At 73.3% G+C, this 16698-nt stretch carries 15 protein-coding genes; 7 read left to right on the forward strand and 8 right to left on the reverse strand.

Going from position 1 to position 16698, the window contains the following annotated elements:
• Window positions 1-11: 11 nt before the first annotated feature.
• The gene (locus H0S66_RS19160) at window positions 12-599 is read right to left on the reverse strand and encodes a sulfurtransferase (protein ID WP_258017002.1); all 588 of its coding nucleotides are present in this window, start codon (window positions 597-599) and stop codon (window positions 12-14) included.
• A 19-nt stretch (window positions 600-618) separates the two neighbouring features.
• On the opposite strand from H0S66_RS19160, the gene H0S66_RS20715 reads away from it, so the two are divergent.
• The 3 genes from H0S66_RS20715 to H0S66_RS19170 are packed head-to-tail and all read left to right on the forward strand — an operon-like array spanning window position 619 to window position 2512.
• The gene (locus H0S66_RS20715) at window positions 619-882 is read left to right on the forward strand and encodes a hypothetical protein (RefSeq protein ID WP_258017003.1); all 264 of its coding nucleotides are present in this window, start codon (window positions 619-621) and stop codon (window positions 880-882) included.
• Window positions 883-896: 14 nt separating this feature from the next.
• Window positions 897-1568, forward strand: a complete 672-nt coding sequence (locus H0S66_RS19165; RefSeq protein ID WP_179616780.1) for a thymidine kinase — start codon at window positions 897-899, stop codon at window positions 1566-1568.
• Window positions 1569-1624: 56 nt separating this feature from the next.
• Entirely contained in the window at window positions 1625-2512 is an 888-nt protein-coding gene (locus H0S66_RS19170; protein WP_179616781.1) for a fructose bisphosphate aldolase, read from the forward strand.
• Between the two features lie 7 nt (window positions 2513-2519).
• On the opposite strand, the gene H0S66_RS19175 is transcribed toward H0S66_RS19170, so the two are convergent.
• Window positions 2520-2951 (reverse strand): SRPBCC family protein, encoded by a 432-nt coding sequence (locus H0S66_RS19175; RefSeq protein WP_179616782.1) that lies wholly within the window; start codon window positions 2949-2951, stop codon window positions 2520-2522.
• A 698-nt stretch (window positions 2952-3649) separates the two neighbouring features.
• On the opposite strand from H0S66_RS19175, the gene H0S66_RS19180 reads away from it, so the two are divergent.
• Entirely contained in the window at window positions 3650-5176 is a 1527-nt protein-coding gene (locus tag H0S66_RS19180; RefSeq protein WP_179616783.1) for an HNH endonuclease signature motif containing protein, read from the forward strand.
• A gap of 67 nt (window positions 5177-5243) precedes the next feature.
• Here H0S66_RS19180 and H0S66_RS19185 read toward each other — a convergent pair whose 3' ends face one another.
• Genes H0S66_RS19185 through H0S66_RS19210 form a run of 6 tightly spaced genes read right to left on the reverse strand, consistent with a single transcriptional unit; the run spans window position 5244 to window position 11586 of the window.
• On the reverse strand, window positions 5244-5882 hold the full coding sequence (locus H0S66_RS19185) for a GNAT family N-acetyltransferase (RefSeq protein WP_179616784.1): 639 nt from the start codon (window positions 5880-5882) through the stop codon (window positions 5244-5246).
• The gene (locus tag H0S66_RS19190) at window positions 5879-6448 is read right to left on the reverse strand and encodes a hypothetical protein (RefSeq protein WP_179616785.1); all 570 of its coding nucleotides are present in this window, start codon (window positions 6446-6448) and stop codon (window positions 5879-5881) included. Before H0S66_RS19190 ends, H0S66_RS19185 begins: the two co-directional genes overlap by 4 nt.
• Before the next feature lie 3 nt (window positions 6449-6451).
• Window positions 6452-7573: an alkaline phosphatase family protein gene (locus H0S66_RS19195; RefSeq protein ID WP_179616786.1), complete on the reverse strand. Its 1122-nt coding sequence runs from the start codon at window positions 7571-7573 to the stop codon at window positions 6452-6454.
• On the reverse strand, window positions 7570-8166 hold the full coding sequence (locus H0S66_RS19200; protein WP_179616787.1) for a DUF5998 family protein: 597 nt from the start codon (window positions 8164-8166) through the stop codon (window positions 7570-7572). The genes H0S66_RS19195 and H0S66_RS19200 overlap by 4 nt, the downstream gene beginning before the upstream one ends.
• Window positions 8167-8168: 2 nt before the next feature.
• A complete protein-coding gene (locus H0S66_RS19205) occupies window positions 8169-8822 on the reverse strand; it encodes a sulfotransferase family 2 domain-containing protein (protein WP_179616788.1) in 654 nt (217 codons plus the stop codon).
• A gap of 28 nt (window positions 8823-8850) precedes the next feature.
• Window positions 8851-11586, reverse strand: a complete 2736-nt coding sequence (locus H0S66_RS19210) for a bifunctional acetate--CoA ligase family protein/GNAT family N-acetyltransferase (RefSeq protein WP_306799028.1) — start codon at window positions 11584-11586, stop codon at window positions 8851-8853.
• A 77-nt stretch (window positions 11587-11663) separates the two neighbouring features.
• Here H0S66_RS19210 and H0S66_RS19215 point away from each other — a divergent pair, with 77 nt between their 5' ends.
• From H0S66_RS19215 to H0S66_RS19225, 3 genes are read left to right on the forward strand one after another with little or no spacing between them, the layout of a single operon-like run.
• Window positions 11664-14174, forward strand: coding sequence for a DNA gyrase/topoisomerase IV subunit A (locus H0S66_RS19215; RefSeq protein WP_179616789.1), 2511 nt, complete (start codon window positions 11664-11666; stop codon window positions 14172-14174).
• 5 nt (window positions 14175-14179) lie between these two features.
• Window positions 14180-14893, forward strand: coding sequence for an LppX_LprAFG lipoprotein (locus tag H0S66_RS19220; RefSeq protein ID WP_179616790.1), 714 nt, complete (start codon window positions 14180-14182; stop codon window positions 14891-14893).
• Window positions 14890-16692, forward strand: coding sequence for an MFS transporter (locus tag H0S66_RS19225; RefSeq protein WP_179616791.1), 1803 nt, complete (start codon window positions 14890-14892; stop codon window positions 16690-16692). Before H0S66_RS19220 ends, H0S66_RS19225 begins: the two co-directional genes overlap by 4 nt.
• The last annotated feature ends 6 nt before the right edge of the window (window positions 16693-16698 follow it).

Below are 16698 nucleotides of genomic sequence, written 5' to 3' on the forward strand. Positions count from 1 at the left end.
CCCTCGACGGGTCAGCCCCGCTCGACGGGCCGCTGCGGGTCGGCGCTCCACTCGCTCCACGAGCCGGGGTAGAGCGCCGCACGGATGCCGGCCAGCTCCATGGCCAGCACGTCGTGGCAGGCGGTGACGCCCGAGCCGCAGTACGCCGCGACGTCGGCGCCCGGCGCGACCCCCTCGGCGGCGTACAGCGCACGCAGCGTGGTGGCGTCGCGGAAGGTCCCGGCCGAGGTGAGATTGGTCGTCGTCGGCACGTTGACCGCGCCGGGCACGTGGCCCGCGACCGGGTCCATCGGCTCGACGTCGCCGCGGTAGCGCTCGGGGGCGCGGGCGTCGACCAGCACGTCGACGTCGAGGACGTCGCCGAGAGCCACCACGGGCATCTGCCCGGGTCGCGCCGTGAAGCCGCCGGGCGAGGGGTCGACCGGACCGGTCTCGACCGGGCCGCCGACGGCGAGCCACGCGGCCCAGCCGCCGTCGAGGACCCGCACGTTGCGGTGGCCGTGGTAGCGCAGCAGCCACCAGGCCCGGCTCGCGGCGAGCCCCGACCAGTCGTCGTACACGACCACGGGCCGGTCGTCGTCGACGCCGAGGCGGCGCATCGCGGCCTCGAAGTCCTCGGTGGTCGGCAGCGGGTGGCCGCCCGCCGCCGTCGGGGGTGGTCGCGGGCGGCGCGGCCAGGTCGGTGTCGAGGTCGACGTACGCCGCCCCGGGCAGGTGGCCCTCGGCGTGCTGGCCGGGCCCGGCGGGGCCACCGAGGCGGTAGCGGACGTCGAGGAGCGTCACGACGGGCGCGTGCGGGTCGTCGAGGAGGCCGCGGAGCACGGGGGCGCTGATGAGAGGACTGCTCATGGCGCCCATCGTGCCGCACGGGTCGGCTCGTGAGAGGATCGCGCCCCGTGGCCGAACTGCACTTCTTCACCGGGACCATGGACTCGGGCAAGAGCACCCTGGCGCTCCAGACGAACCACAACCACGCCGCACGCGGGCGGCAGGGGCGGATCTTCGTCACCCGCGACCGGGCCGGCCAGGGCCGCATCTCCAGCCGGCTCGGGCTGACCCACGAGGCGCTCGAGGTCGACGCCGACTTCGACTTCTGGCGCCACGTCGTCGACAGCCTCACCCAGGGCACCCGCATCGACTACGTGATCTGCGACGAGGCCCAGTTCTACACCCGCGACCAGGTCGACCAGCTGGCCAAGATCGTCGACGAGCTGCAGATCGACGTCTTCGCCTTCGGCATCCTCACCGACTTCCGCACCCAGCTGTTCCCGGGCTCGGGGCGCCTGGTCGAGCTCGCGGACCGGATGAACGTGCTGCAGGTCGAGGCGCTGTGCTGGTGCGGCAAGCGCGCCACCCACAACGCACGCACCGAGAACGGCGTGATGGTCACCGACGGCGAGGTGATCGTCGTCGGCGACGTCGAGGCCGCCGAGACCCCCACGCCCACCTCCGACGCCGACGCCGACGTGGCCTACGAGGTGCTCTGCCGCCAGCACCACCGCCGCCGGCTCACCGCCGCGCGCGCCAAGGCGGTCTCGCTGGCGCCCGAGCCGCTGCCCTTCGGCTGAGCCGTCCGGGACCAACGTCCCTCCCGCCCGGCGCGCCGGCGGGTGAGGGTGGGCAGATGGACCCCGAGATGCTCGCCCGTGTCAGGACCGGCCGCGGCTTCGTCGCCGCGCTCGACCAGAGCGGCGGCAGCACGCCGAAGGCGCTGCGGCTCTACGGCCTCGACGAGACGGCGTACGACGACGAGGCGACGATGTTCGACCTCGTGCACCGGATGCGCACCCGGATCATCACCAGCGCGGTCTTCGGCGGCGACCGCATCCTGGCCACCATCCTCTTCGAGCAGACGATGGACCGCGAGATCGAGGGCCGGGGCTCGGCGGAGTACCTGTGGCAGGAGAAGCAGGTGGTGCCGTTCCTCAAGATCGACAAGGGGCTCGAGGACGAGGCGCACGGGGCCAGGCTGATGCGGCCCATGCCGGGCCTCGACGAGGTCCTGGAGCGGGCCAAGGGGCACGGCGTCTTCGGCACCAAGATGCGCTCGGTGGTGCTGACCGACGACGCGGCGGGGGTCGAGGCGGTGGTGGCCCAGCAGCTCGCGGTCGCCCGGCAGGTCCTGGCCGCGGGGCTGGTGCCCATCATCGAGCCGGAGGTCGACATCGCGAGCCCGCGCAAGGCCGCCACCGACGAGATGGTCGACGCGACCCTGCTCGAGCACCTCGACGGCCTCGACGAGGGCCAGGACGTGGTGCTGAAGTTGACCCTGCCCGACCAGGACGGGCTGCACACCCGTCTGCTCGAGCACCCCCGTGTCCTGCGGGTGGCGGCCCTGTCCGGCGGCTACACCCGCGAGGAGGCGGTCGCCCGTCTCACCCGGAACCCCGGGGTCATCGCCAGCTTCTCGCGCGCGCTCACCGAGGGGCTGACCGCGCAGATGGACGACGCCGAGTTCGACGCCGCCCTCGACGCCTCGATCGCGGCGATCGCCGAGGCGTCATCCACCTGAGTGTCGCTCAGAGCTTGCTGAGGTGCTCCTCCATGCTGGCGGCGACCTTGTCGGCCAGCAGCTTGAGACCTGCAGGCATCAGCGGCTCGGCCAGCTTGGCGGCGCCCTGCGGGTCGAACTCGGCGTGGTAGGTCACCGACGTGCGCCCGTTGCGCTCCTCGAAGGTGATCGTGTCGAGCAGCTGGATCGACCCCGCGTCGCCCTTGAGCTGGAAGGTGTGTGGCGCCTCGTGCTGGGTGACCGTGTAGTCGACCTCCTGCTCGGAGCCGAGGAACTTCGAGACGTTGTGGTAGGTCGTCCCGACTCCCCCGTCGCCGCTGGTCCGCTCGGTGCTCACCGACGGCGGGTCCCACTCCTCGCTGTTGCGGAAGTCGCTGAGGTAGTCCCAGACCTTCTGGATCGGCTGGTCGACGGTGACGGTGCGCTCGACTGACGGCACGGTGTGCTCCCTTGGCTTCGTCGTGGTTGCTGTCCACCTTCTCGGTACCCACCCAGCCCCGACCCACGTCCACCCCCGCGGGTGACCACCTCCCCGGTCTCCCGCCGAGCCGGCGCCACTTCCCTCGGCGTACGCCGCCTCCGTTGGTCGAGCAGCAAGGAGCGCCAGCGACGCGCGTCGTCGAGACCCCGCCACCACCGCGCCGGCGCCACTTCCCCCGCCGTACGCCGCCCTCGTTGGTCGAGCAGCAGCAAGGAGCGCCAGCGACGCGCGTCGTCGAGACCCCGCCACCACCGAGCCGGCGCCACCTCCCCCGCCGTACGCCGCCCTCGTTGGTCGAGCAGCAAGGAGCGCCAGCGACGCGCGTCGTCGAGACCCCGCCACCACCGAGCCGACGCCACCTCCCCCGACCTACGCCGCCTCCGTTGGTCGAGCAGCAAGGAGCGCCAGCGACGCGCGTCGTCGAGACCCCGCAACCACCGAGCCGGCGCCACTTCCCCCGACGCACGCCGCCTCCGTTGGTCGAGCAGCAAGGAGCGCCAGCGACGCGCGTCGTCGAGACCCCGCAAGCACCGAACCGGCATCTCCCCACCGCAGGTCGTGGGGGTGCACCCAGGGCCTCCGCGACGACCTGCCATGACATTCCACAGACTCCGACAGACCCTTGACTCGAACACACGTTCGACTAGAATAGGAGCATGACCACCCAGGAGCTCGAGCGCTGCGACACCGCTGACGCGGTCCTCGCCTACGCCCGCTCCCAGCGTGCGGCCCGCGACGCCGCCGAGGTCGCGATGTACGAGGCCACCTGCACCTGGGCGGCCATGCACTCCACCCGCGACGAGGCCAAGGCCGCGGTCCTGCCCGGCACCGACATGCTCATCACCCTCGCCGGGCCCGGCGCACCCAAGGTCTCCGAGTTCGCGGTCATCGAGTACGGCACCGCCCTCGGGATGTCAGCCGATGCAGCCATCCGCTACGTCGCCCACGTCGTCGAGACCCGCTACCGACTCCCCCGCCTCCACACCGCGGTGGTCGCCGGTCGGGTGCCGGTGTGGCGGGCCCGCCGCATCGCCGAGGCCACCCTCGGCCTCCCCTACGAAGCCGCCGCCTGGGTCGACCACCACCTCGCCGGCGTCGCCGCCACCTGCTCCTACGCCGTCCTCGGGCGCCTCGTCGAGGAAGCCCTGTGCCGCTTCGACCCCGAGACCGCCGAGGACAAGCGCGCCATGGCCGCCGAGGACCGCCGCCTCGACATCCACCTGGCCTCCGCCACCAGCGGTGGGCAGTGCATCGACGGCACCGTCGACATCACCGGTTGCCTCGACCTGGCCGACGCCCTCGACCTCGACAACGCCGTCACCCGCGAGGCCCGCAACCTCGCGCTGGCCGGCTCCGACCAACCCCTCGACGTACGACGCAGCATGGCCCTGGGCATCCTCGCCCGCACCCAGACCACCCTCGACCTCACCGGCGACGACACCGGCGACGAGGACGCGCCTCGGGTGCCTGCACGGCAGGTCGTGCTCAACGTCCACCTGACCGACGTAGCCCTGGCCGGTATCGACCCCACCACCCTCAGGTCCAACAACCTCTCCGCCGGGCTGCACCTCGGGCGTATCGAGGAGACCCGCAGCTTCGTCACCGTCGACCAGGTCTGCGAATGGCTCCGCGTCCCCGACACCCACGTCACCTACCGCACCATCACCGGCAGCGGCGCAGACCCCGAGGCCTACGAGCACCCCTTCCGCCAGGTGCACGCCCCGGCGCGTCAGCAGATCACCGCCGACGACATCCGCGGCTTCGCCAGCAACCCCGACCTACGCCCCCACCCCCGCCGCCCGATCGACCTCGACGAGGACATCACCACCGACGGGTACACCCCCAGCGACCGGCTCGCCGAACAGACCCGACTCCGCCACCCCCGCTGCGTGTTCCCGCACTGCACCCGCCGCGCCCGCCGCCGCACCCCGGACGAGACCCACGCCGACCTCGACCACATCGAGGCCTACGACCCCCACGGCCCACCTGGCCAAACCACATCGGCCAACCTCGCCACCCTGTGCAGGCGACACCATCGAGCCAAGACCCACACCGCCTGGACCTACCGCCCCACACCCACCGGGTTCCTGTGGACCAGCCCGCAGCGCTACCAGTACCTCGTCGAACCCCAAGGCACCACCGACCTCGGCCAAGCCCCCAGACCACCGAGTCGGCCCGCGTAAACCAGCCGCCCCGACACCCCCGCCGCAGCACCACCGCGACGGGGGCACCGGCACGTCCGGCGACGGCTCAGCCGAAGTACGAGCGGCAGGCGTCCAGGCCGCGTACGTCGACGGGCTCGGGCGCCCCGGCCCAGCGCTCGCGGACCAGCCGGAGCCGGTCGGACAGAAGGGCTTCGTCGCCCCGCACGCCCCAGGAGACGCCGTCGGGCTCGTAGCCGAGCTGGCGCGAGACCCCCTGCGAGGCGTGGTTGTCGGGGAAGACCTCGCTGGTCGCCGAGCGCGCGCCCAGGTGGTCGAAGGCCAGGCTCAGCACGCCCGCCCGGGCCCGGGTGCCGATGCCCCGGCCGTGGTGAGCGAGCCCCAGCCAGGAGAAGGTGCTGACCTCGCCGAGGACGGCGAGGTCGCGGGCGCGCAGGGTGATCGACCCGACCGGCTCGCCGTCGGCGAAGACAGCAAGGCCGAGCCTCCAGTCGTACGGCTCCCACGAGGCGAGGGCGGACCAGTGCTCGCGCAGCACGAACCGGGCGCGGGCCTCGGGGCCACCCTCGGTCCACGGGGTCAGGAAGGGCCGCTCGTCCGGTCGGTGGACGCCGTCGCCCGCCAGACGGGCCAGGGCGGCGACCTCCTCGTCGCGAGGCAGGCGCAGGCTCAGGTCGCCGACCGTCACCTCGAGGCCGAAGATCGGCCACACGTCGGCGAGGCTCACTGCCCCACGCGGCTGTTCGTCACCCAGAGCGCGCCCTCGACGGGCACGGGGCCACGGTCGTCGTACGCGCTGGCGAGCACGGCGTCGATGGTGAGGCTGACCCCCGGCTCGTCGCCGCAGCCGAGCGTCTCGAAGCGCAGCGTGCCCTCGGAGCCGTCCAGGGTGCTGGTGGCCCGGTTGGCGCGCTGCGGAGCCGGCGGGTTGGCGCTGGGTGCAGGCACCAGCACCGAGACCTGGAAGGCCTCCCCGTCGGACCCCAGGGGGTAGTCGCGACCGGTCTCCACGCGGCTCGGGTCGACCGAGACCTCGAGCACGGCGGAGTCCACGGTGCCACCTTCGCGGGAGACCTCCCCCGACGTGACCAGCAGCCGCTCCCCGTCGGCACGACACGTGACCTCGGCGAGACCGAGCATGAACTCCGAGCTGTCCTCGGCGGTCACCACCACCGTGTTGGACCACAGCCTCTCGGGCGGCTCGTCCGCGACCCCGCACCCCGCGAGCCCGGCGAGACCGGCGACGCCCACCACGACGCGGCCGGTCCAGCGCCCGCCCGCGACCACCTGCACCGCTCAGTCCACCAGGACCGGGATGAGCATCTCGTCGGGCGTCAGCGACCCGTGCATGCCCACCAGCCGGGCCTCGTAGGCCCAGTCGACGCTCGAGACCACGGCGGCGTCCCCGCGGCAGGCCACCACGACGTCGCCGATGCGCGGACGCACCGCGGACGACACGTCACCGAACCAGCCCAGCGCGGTGGCGTCCTCACGGGTCAGCACCTCGGCCCTGTCGCCCAGCACGCCCCGCCAGGTGGCCACGACGTCGTCGACGGCCCCGCGCTGGCAGTAGAGCTGGCGGAAGCGGGCCTCGCCGCCGAAGAGCACCAGCCCGTCGCGCAGCTCGTGCACGGTGTCGACGTCGACCCGCGAGCCCGCCGGGGAGTCGACCATCCCGTGGTCGGCGACCACGACGAGACGCGTCGAGGGCGGCAGCGCCTCGCGCAGCTGCTCGGCCTCGTGGTCGATCATCGCCAGCTGCTGCAGCCACTCGGTCGAGGCGACGCCGTAGCGGTGCCCGGTCCAGTCGAGGTCGCCGTCGTAGAGGTAAGTCAGCGCGGGGGCGTGGTCGGAGGCCGCGACCGCCGCCGCGATCCGCTCGCCCACCATGTCGGCGCCCACGAACTCCGCACCGCGGTGCGCCGCCCGGGTCAGCCCGCTGGTGGCGAAGTCGCGCTTGTTGACCACGCTCACCGCCACCCCGCGCTCCCGCAGCCGCGAGAACACGGTCGGGTGCGGCTGCCACTCGGCCGGGTCGACGTCGGCCGGCCACGACAGGGCGTTGAGCAGCCGCTCGGTGCCCGGCACCCGTGAGGTGAAGCCGACGACACCGTGCGCGCCGGGCGGCAGGCCCGTGCCCAGCGACGTCAGGCTGGTCGCGGTGGTCGACGGCACGCCCGCCGTCGCCTGCGGCACCGCGCTGCGCAGCGAGGAGAGGTACGGCGCCACGTGGGCGTAGCGCTCCAGGAGCCGCGAGCCGAGCCCGTCGACGAGGAACACGACGTACGCCGGCGCCTCGGGCAGCGCCATCGCCTCGCTGACGCCGACACCGTCGAGGCGCACCCCCAGGGCGGCGCCGACGGCGGGCACCACGTCAGCCAGCGACCGGTCGCCGTACCCGGGCGCGAGGAACGTCACGGCGCCGAGGGCGCCTGGTGGGTGCGCGCGGAGAGCGACTCGGCGAAGCCCAGCAGGCCGGCGACGGCCTCCTTGCCGTCGGCGGCGGCCGAGACCCGCAGGGAGAAGTCGTCGGGGGCCAGGACGCCGGTGTAGCCGTGGTCGGCGTCGCACTCGGGGTCGCTGCAGCCGGCCGGCTCGAGGTCGACGCGGCTCACGCCGCCCCACCCGATCGTCATCACGGCCTCGGCCGGGTGGCCGGGCCCGGAGGTCGGGTTGGCGACCATCCGGGTCACCACGACCGAGCGGACCGCGCTGAGGCGGATCGACTCGGTGGAGGTGGAGGTGTAGGGCTCGGGCAGCAGGTCGTCGCCGGTGTGCTCGTCGGTGTGGGCCAGGACCAGGCGGGTCGGGGTGAGCACCACCACCGACAGGTGGCGGCGCACCTCGTCGTGCTCGAAGGTCGGCTCGTGGTGGACGAAGAACGAGACCACCTGCTCGCCGGCGACGGCGGACTGGACGCCCTCGCCGACCACCTCCGGGTAGTAGCCGGTGCGGTCGATCGCGGCGCGCAGCTCGCGCAGTCGGTCACGGTCGTCGGTGCGGGCGCGCATGATCAGAACTCGTAGCCGAAGGCGGTGACGTCGCGGGCGAAGGCCGCCTCGACGCGCCGCGCCATCTCGTCGGTGTACTCGCTGCGGTAGCGGGTGTCGCGCCCACCGAGCTCGGGGCCCTGCTTGTAGTCGGGGCGGGTGCGGTCGATGTTGACGCTCTTCAACGGCTCCCACGGGATGTCGAAGCGGGCCTGCACGGCGCGCAGGTCGGCCTCGAGGCTCTCCTGGCGCCCGATCATGTCGGCGCGACGGGTCTTGGTGGCCAGGTAGCGCCACTGGGGGGTCTGCAGCCGCGAGAACTCGTCGAGGCCCTTCATGATGAAGGACTCGAAGTCGGGGCAGGTCTCGGCGACCGAGCGGATGAACTGGTTCTTGCGGTCCAGGCGGCGCTCGCCGTCCTGCTCGGAGTCGCGGAAGCGCTCCACCATCCGGAACCACGACAGCATCCGGGCCCACGGGTTCCGCACGATGCCGAACGTCCAGTACGACGACAGCTCGGGCTCGGCGCGCAGGATCTGGCCCAGCGTGCCGTGCCGGTCGACGCCCTTGACCTGACGGGCGTCGGGCAGGACCTCCGTGAGCCGGTTGTGGATGGTCGACCCACCGGTCTTCTGCACGTGCACGAAGAGCAGGCGCGCGCTGTCAGAGATCACCATGGTCACGGAGCATACGGGTAGGGCGACCTCAGCTCGGAATGGTGTCGCCCGGCTGCGAGGGCATCCGCCGCACGAACCAGTCGGAGCGCGAGTCGGCGGCCGGCTCGACCCGGGCCGAGGCGTCGAGCACCGTCGATCCCGACGGCCCGGCGAGCACCAGCCCGAGCTCGAGCGCGGAGAGCTGCGGCATGTCGTTCTGCAGCTGCGAGACCCGGCTGATCAGGCGCTCGACCTCGCCGACGTCGACGACCTCGCTGCCCCGGTAGCCGAAGAGCATCGGGCTCGCCTTGACCTCGCGCACCATCGCCGCGGCGTCGCGCGCGCCCAGCGGCGGGATGCGGTAGGCGCGGTCGCCGAGCAGCTCGGTCAACGGCCCGGAGATGCCGAAGGAGACCACCGGCCCGAAGAGCGGGTCCTCGATGCTGGAGATGCTCACCGGCACGCCCGGGGGCGCGGTGCCCTGCACGAGGAAGGCGTCGGTGAGGTCCTCCTCGCCCACCAGCGCCGTCAGCGACGCCCAGGCGTCCTTCATCTGGTGGGCGCCGTCGATGTTGCGCCACACGTGGGCGAGGTCGGGGCGCTCGCGCAGGTGGTCGGCGGTGGCCTTGAGCACGACGTCCCAGCCCAGCTCGACGGCGGCCGCGGTGGCCTCGCCCAGGGTGCTCACGACCCGCGAGGGCCACAGGTCGATGTCGTAGGCGGCGAGCAGCGACCGCAGGTCCTCGCGGTTGAGCTCGGCGCCCTGGGGGTTCTCGGCCAGCACCCGGTTGACGATCCCGCGGGCGGTGTCCTCGTCGGCGCCCTCGGGGTCCAGCGGCGCACCGTCGGGGGTGCGCAGCCACACGGCGTACTCGACGACACGCGCCAGCGCCCGCACCGCCGCCTCGACGGCGGGGTACGACGGCACCGAGCCGCGCCCGGCGGTCGAGCCGGCCACGTCGGGCACCCGCAGCAGCTCGGGCACGCCCTCGACACCCAGGAAGGTCGAGACCAGCGGCTTGTCGGACTGCTCGCCGATGGCGGCCAGCACGTTGGCGACCTCCTCGCCGCTGACGTTGAGCGGCGGGGTGTAGACCGCGACGACCGAGTCGACGTCGGGGTCGTCGATGGCGGCGTCGAGGGCGTCCTCGAAGTCCTCGGCGGTCGCGTCGGCGCCCAGCGGCACCGACTTGTTGACCACCAGGCCGACCTCGGCGGCGGCGTCGGCGGCCAGCAGGCCCAGGGCGTCGGAGTTGCCGACGATCGCGACCCGGCGCCCGCGCGGCAGCGGCTGGTGGGCCACGAGCTGGGCGACGTCGAACATCTCGTCGAGGGTGCCGACCTGGATGATCCCGGCCTGGCGGAACATCGCGTCGACCGCGGCCGGCGGCGCGGCGATCTTGCGCACGGCGTGGCCCATCGGCACGCCCTGGGTGGTGCGCCCCGAGCGCACCGCGATGATCGGCTTGCGCAGCGAGACCCGTCGCGCGATCCGGGAGAACTTGCGCGGGTTGCCGATCGACTCGAGGTAGAGCAGCACGACCTCGGTGGAGTCGTCCTCCTCCCAGTACTGCAGCAGGTCGTTGCCCGAGACGTCGGCGCGGTTGCCGGCGCTGACGAAGGTCGACAGGCCCAGGCCACGGTTCTGGACCTTCTCGAGGATCGCCGAGCCGAGCGCGCCGGACTGGCAGAAGAACCCCGCCCGGCCGCGCGGCGGCATCACCGACGACAGCGAGGCGTTGATGGAGACGCCCGGGTCGGTGTTGATGACACCCAGGCAGTTGGGGCCGATCAGGCGCAGCCCGTAGGAGCGCGAGAGCCCCACGAGGCGCCGCTGGCGCTGGCGGCCCTCCTCGCCGGTCTCGGCGAAGCCGCTGGAGATCACCACCAGCCCGTGCACGCCCTTGGCCGCGCAGTCGAGCACGACGTCCTGCACCGCGTCGGCCGGCACCGCGACGATCGCGACGTCGACGGCGTCGGGGATCTCCCCCACGCTCTTGTACGCCGGCAGCCCCGACACCGCGCCGGCCGAGGGGTTGACGGCGTACACGCGCCCGGTGAAGTCGCCCATCACCAGGTTGCGCACCAGGGTCTGGCCGATCGTGTCCTGGCGGCGCGAGGCGCCGATGATCGCGACCGAGCGCGGGTTGAAGAACTTCTCGATCGAGGCGGCCTCGGCGCGGTGCTCGCGGTCCTGCATCACCCCGATCGCGGTGTCGGTGGCGTCGATGGGGAACTCGAGCTGGATGACGCCGTCCTCGAACTCGCTGGCCACCCGGTAGCCGGCGTCGCGGAAGGTCTGGATCATCCGGGAGTTGTCGGGCAGCACCTCGGCGGTGAACTTCTCCAGGCCCCGCTCGCGCCCGGCCTGGGCCAGGTGCTCGAGCAGCAGCTGGGCGATGCCGCGGCCCTGGTGCTGGTCCTCGACGAGGAAGGCGACCTCGGCCTCGCCGGCGCGCACCCGGTCGTAGCGGCCCACCGCGATCATCCGCTCGGCCAGCACCAGCACCAGCGCCACCCGGTCGTGGTGGTCGACCTGGGTGAAGCGCTGCACGTCGCGGTCGGAGAGCCGCGGCATCGGCGAGAAGAACCGGTAGTACTTCGAGCGGTCGGAGACCCGGCTGTAGAAGTCGACGAGCCGCTCGGCGTCGTCGGGGGTGATCGGGCGGATGTGGGCGGTGCGCCCGTCGCGCAGCAGGACGTCGGCCTGCCAGTGCCGGGGCGCGCCAGGTGCCGCGGGCTCGCTGGACGTGGGGATCTCGTCGTGCTGGGGGCCGCCGCTCACACCGGAGAATCTACCGAAGACCACCGACCGGCGTGCCCCGGCGCGAGGACGCGGACGCGACCGGGACAATGGCGCCCATGGCCAAGGGTTCCACCAAGCAGCCGCTGCCCGACGACTTCGAGGAGCACATCCTCGACATCGACGTCGGCGACGAGATGCGCAGCTCGTTCCTGGAGTACGCCTACTCCGTCATCTACTCCCGGGCGCTGCCCGACGCGCGCGACGGTCTCAAGCCCGTGCAGCGGCGGATCCTCTACACGATGAGCGAGATGCGGCTCTTCCCCGACCGCGGGCACGTCAAGAGCGCACGCGTCGTGGGTGAGGTGATGGGTCGCCTGCACCCGCACGGCGACTCCGCGATCTACGACGCCCTGGTGCGCACCGCCCAGTCGTGGTCGATGCGCCTGCCCTTCATCGACGGGCACGGCAACTTCGGCTCGCCCGACGACTCCCCCGCCGCCATGCGCTACACCGAGTGCCGGATGGCCCCGCCCGCCGTCGCGATGACCGCCTCCATCGAGGAGGACACGGTCGACTTCAAGCCCAACTACGACTCCCGCGAGACCGAGCCGACCGTGCTGCCGTCGGCGATCCCCAACCTCGTGGTCAACGGCACCACCGGCATCGCGGTCGGCATGGCCACCAACTGCGCGCCGCACAACCTCGTCGAGGTGGTCCAGGCGCTGCGCCACCTGATCATCCACCCCGGCGCCGGCCTCGACGACCTGATGCGCTTCATCCCCGGGCCCGACCTGCCCACCGGCGGCAAGATCGTGGGCCTCGACGGCGTCCGCGACGCCTACGAGTCGGGCCGCGGCACCTTCAAGATGCGCGCCACCGCACGCATCGAGACGATCGGGCGCCGCAAGGCCATCGTCGTCACCGAGATGCCGTACGGCGTGGGCACCGAGAAGATCGTCGAGCGGATCAAGACCCTGGTGCAGGGCAAGAAGATCTCCGGCATCGCCGACATCAAGGACCTCACCGACCGCGACCACGGCCTTCGCCTGGTCATCGAGGTCAAGAACGGCTTCGTGCCCGAGGCGCTGCTCGAGCAGCTCTACCGCCAGACCCCGCTCGAGGACTCCTTCGGCATCAACAACGTCGCCCTGGTCGACGGCCAGCCCCGCACCCTGGGCCTCAAGCAGATGCTCGAGGTCTTCCTGGGCCACCGCTACGACGTCGTACGCCGCCGCTCGCAGTTCCGGCGCACCAAGAAGGCCGAGCGGCTGCACCTGGTCGACGGCCTGCTGGTGGCGCTGCTCGACATCGACGAGGTCATCCAGGTGATCCGCACCAGCGACGACGCGAGCGCCGCCCGCGAGCGGCTGACCACCGTCTTCGAGCTCTCGGTGCTCCAGGCCGACTACATCCTCGAGATGCAGCTGCGCCGCCTGACCCGCTTCAGCCGCATCGAGCTGGAGAAGGAGCAGGAGCAGCTGCGCGGCGAGATCGAGGCCCTCGACGCGATCCTGGCCGACGACCAGCTGCTGCGCGAGGTCGTCTCCGACGAGCTGGCCGAGGTCGCCAAGACCTACGGCACCCCGCGCCGCACCGTGCTGCTCGAGTCGGCCGGCACCCCCGCCGCGGCCGCCGCGACCCCGCTGGAGGTCGCCGACGACCCCTGCTTCGCCTACCTCTCCTCCACCGGCCTGCTGGCGCGCTCCTCGAGCGCCGAGGCGCCCGGGGTCGGGGGCGGGCGCACCAACCACGACGTCGTGGTCTCCGCGGTCGCCACCACCGCGCGCGCCGAGGTCGGGGTGCTGACCAGCCAGGGACGCCTGCTGCGGCTCTCGGTGCTCGACCTGCCCACCATCCCGGCCTCGGCCAACGACCCCAACCTCCAGGGCGGGGTGCCGCTGAGCGAGGTGCTCCAGCTCGCCGGGGGCGAGCGGGCGCTGGCGCTGTGCACGCTGGCCGCCGACGGGCCCGGGCTCGCGCTCGGCACCCGCCAGGGCGTGGTGAAGCGGGTCAACCCCGAGGTGCTCAACCGCGACGACTGGGAGGTCATCGGCCTCAAGGACGGCGACGAGGTCGTCGGGGCGCTCGAGCTGGTCACCGGCGAGGAGTCGCTGTGCTTCGTCAGCACCGACGCCCAGCTGCTGCACTTCACCGCCGACGCCGTGCGGCCCCAGGGCCGCTCCGGCGGCGGCATCGCCGGCATCCGCCTCACCGAGGGCCAGTCGGTGCTCTGGTTCGGTGCGGTCGACCCCGCCGCCCCCGAGGGGGCCGTGCTGGTCACGGCCTCCGGGTCCTCGACCGCGCTGCCCGGCACCGAGGTCGGCGCGATCAAGGTGACCCCGTTCTCGGAGTACCCCGCCAAGGGCCGGGCCACCGGCGGGGTGCGCTGCCACCGCTTCCTCAAGGGCGAGGACGCCCTGGTGCTGGCGTGGGCCGGCACGGCGCCCGCACGGGCCGCCGCCGCCAGCGGCGCCCCGGTCGAGCTGCCGCCGGCCACCGGGCGGCGCGACGGCTCGGGCGTACCCGGCTCGCAGGCCGTCGCGGCCTGCGCCGGCCCCGTCGCGCTGCGGGTCCCGGCGAGCGCCGCTGACGTTCCTGCTGGCGTTCCGGGCGATGTGCAAGGCTGAGTGACATGCGTGCTCCCACCCTCGCGGCCCTGGCCGCGTCCGGCCTGATGGCCCTCGGCGGCCTCTCCGCCTGCAGCAGCGACGACTCCGCCCCGGCCGAGGACGCCCCCAGCGCCGAGGAGGTGCTCGCCGAGGCGAAGACGACCCTCGACGAGACCAGCGGGGTGCAGGTCCGCCTGGCCACCGACGACCTGCCCGAGGGCGTCGAGGGCCTGCTGGGCGCCGAGGGTGTCGGCACGCCCAGCCCGGCGGCCTTCGACGGGGTCATCACCGTGCGCTTCGCCGGCTTCGAGCCCGAGGTGCCCGTGGTCGGCGTCGACGACGTCGTCTACGCCCAGGTGCCGCTGACCACCGGGTGGTCGCAGATCGACCCGGCCGAGTACGGCGCCCCCGACCCCGCTGCCCTGCTCGGGCCCGAGGGCGGCTTCTCCTCGTTGCTGACCAGCACCGAGGAGGTCGAGGTCGGCGAGCAGGTGCGCGGCGGCACCGACAACCGCGACGTGCTGACCACCTACACCGGCACGATCTCGGGCGAGGTCGCGGCCACGATCATCCCCAGCGCCGAGGGCGACTTCGACGCGTCGTACTCGATCAGCGACGACGGCGAGCTGCGCTCGATGGTCCTGACCGGTGCCTTCTACGGCGACGGGGAGTCGATGACCTACACGATCGACTTCGACGACTACGGCTCCTCGCCGCAGATCACCGCACCCGAGTGAGCACGACCAGCGCCGCGGGAGGCACCGCCCGGGGCCCCCGGCTGCTGCTGGGCCTGGCCGCGGTGGCGGTGGCCTTCGCGGCCGCCGACACCTATGTCGTGGTGCTGGCGCTGGTCGACATGATGGCCGGGGTGGGGCTCTCGCCCGACCAGCTCCAGCGGGCCGCGCCGATCATCTCGGGCTTCCTGCTCGGCTACGTCGCCATGCTGCCGCTGATCGGGCGGATCGCCGACCTGCGCGGCCGGGTGCCGGTGCTGACCGCCTCGCTGGTGGTCTTCGCCGTCGGCTCCATCGTCACCGCGGCGGCGTACGACATGCCCTCGATGGTCGCCGGGCGCTTCCTGCAGGGCGTGGGCGGCGGCGGCCTGGTGCCGGCCACCCTGGCGCTGGTGGCCGACCTCTACCCGCGCGAGCGGCGTGGCGTGCCGCTCGGGCTGGTCTCGGCGGTCCAGGAGATCGGCAGCGTGGTCGGCCCTCTCTACGGCGCCGCCGTGCTCGCCTTCGCCGACTGGCGGGCGATCTTCCTCATCAACCTGGCGGTCGGGCTGGTGCTCGCCGCGGCCATCGCGGCGCTGGCGTCCCGGGGCGCCGGAGCCGGGCGGCCGCGGGCCGGCCGGCGCGGGCTGCCCGACCTGGTCGGGGTGGCGCTGCTGCTGCTCCTGCTGCTGGCCGGCGCGCTGGTGTTCCAGCCACCCGGGTCGCTGCGCGCCGACATCGACTACGGCCGGCTCTTCATCCCCTTCGTCGAGGGCGGCGGGCGCTGGCTGACCCCGGTCGGGGCGGCCACCGTGGTGCTCGCCATGCTCCTGGTCGCGCGCACCCTGACGGCCCGGCGCCCGCTGGTCGACCTGCGGGCGTGGGGCCGGTCGCTGCGCGAGGCCGACGTGACCGGGGCGAGCTACCTCGCGGTGGCGCTCGGCGGGGTGATCCTCGCCTTCGCGACCGCCGACCCCAAGGTCCAGGTCTTCTCCGACCAGGGCCGCTGGTACCTGCTGGGCGCCGCGGTCGCGACGGTGGCCTTCGTGGTGCACCTGCGCCGCGCCAGCGACCCCCTGCTGCCCCGCGGCGCCCTGGCGGCCCGCCCGGCCTGGGGCTCGGTCGTGGTCAGCTTCCTGATCGGTGCCGCGCTGATCGCGGCGCTGATCGACGTGCCGCTCTTCGCGCGCACCACGACGTACCAGGACTCCCAGCTGCTGGCGGCGCTGGTGCTGGTGCGCTTCCTGGTCGCGCTGCCGGTCGGCGCGGTCGTCGGCGGCTACCTGACCCGGGTGCTGCCCGCCGGGGTGATCACCGCCGTCGGCATGGTGATGGCCGCGGTCGGCTTCGTGATGATGTCGCGCTGGGGCGTCGACGCGCTGGAGAGCTGGACGGCCACGGTGCCGCTGGTGGTCGGCGGGCTGGGCTTCGGCCTCGCACTGGCGCCGGTCAACGCGGCCGTACTGGCCCACACCGCCGACGCCGTGCACGGGCTGGCCTCGGCGATGGTCGTGGTGGCCCGGATGGTCGGGATGCTGGTGGGCATCTCGGCGCTGACGACCATCGGGCTGCGCCGCTACTACGCCGAGCAGGCCGACATCCCGCCCATCCAGGACGTCTGCCCCGCCGGCACCACCCGCTGCGCGGAGTACTCCGACCTGCTGCGCGCCGCCGGCATCGCCCAGGAGCAGACGGTCTTCCTGGGCGCGGCCGGCTGCGCGGCGCTCGCGGCCGTGCTCGCGCTGGTGCTGCTGCGCGGCGCCGACACACGTGCCGCAGGTCACGGGCGAGACGCGGCGACCGGGGTGCCGCTCGTCGGCTAGGTTGCG

It is taken from the genome of Nocardioides marinisabuli (assembly GCF_013466785.1).
In the GTDB taxonomy this organism is placed as follows: domain Bacteria; phylum Actinomycetota; class Actinomycetes; order Propionibacteriales; family Nocardioidaceae; genus Nocardioides; species Nocardioides marinisabuli.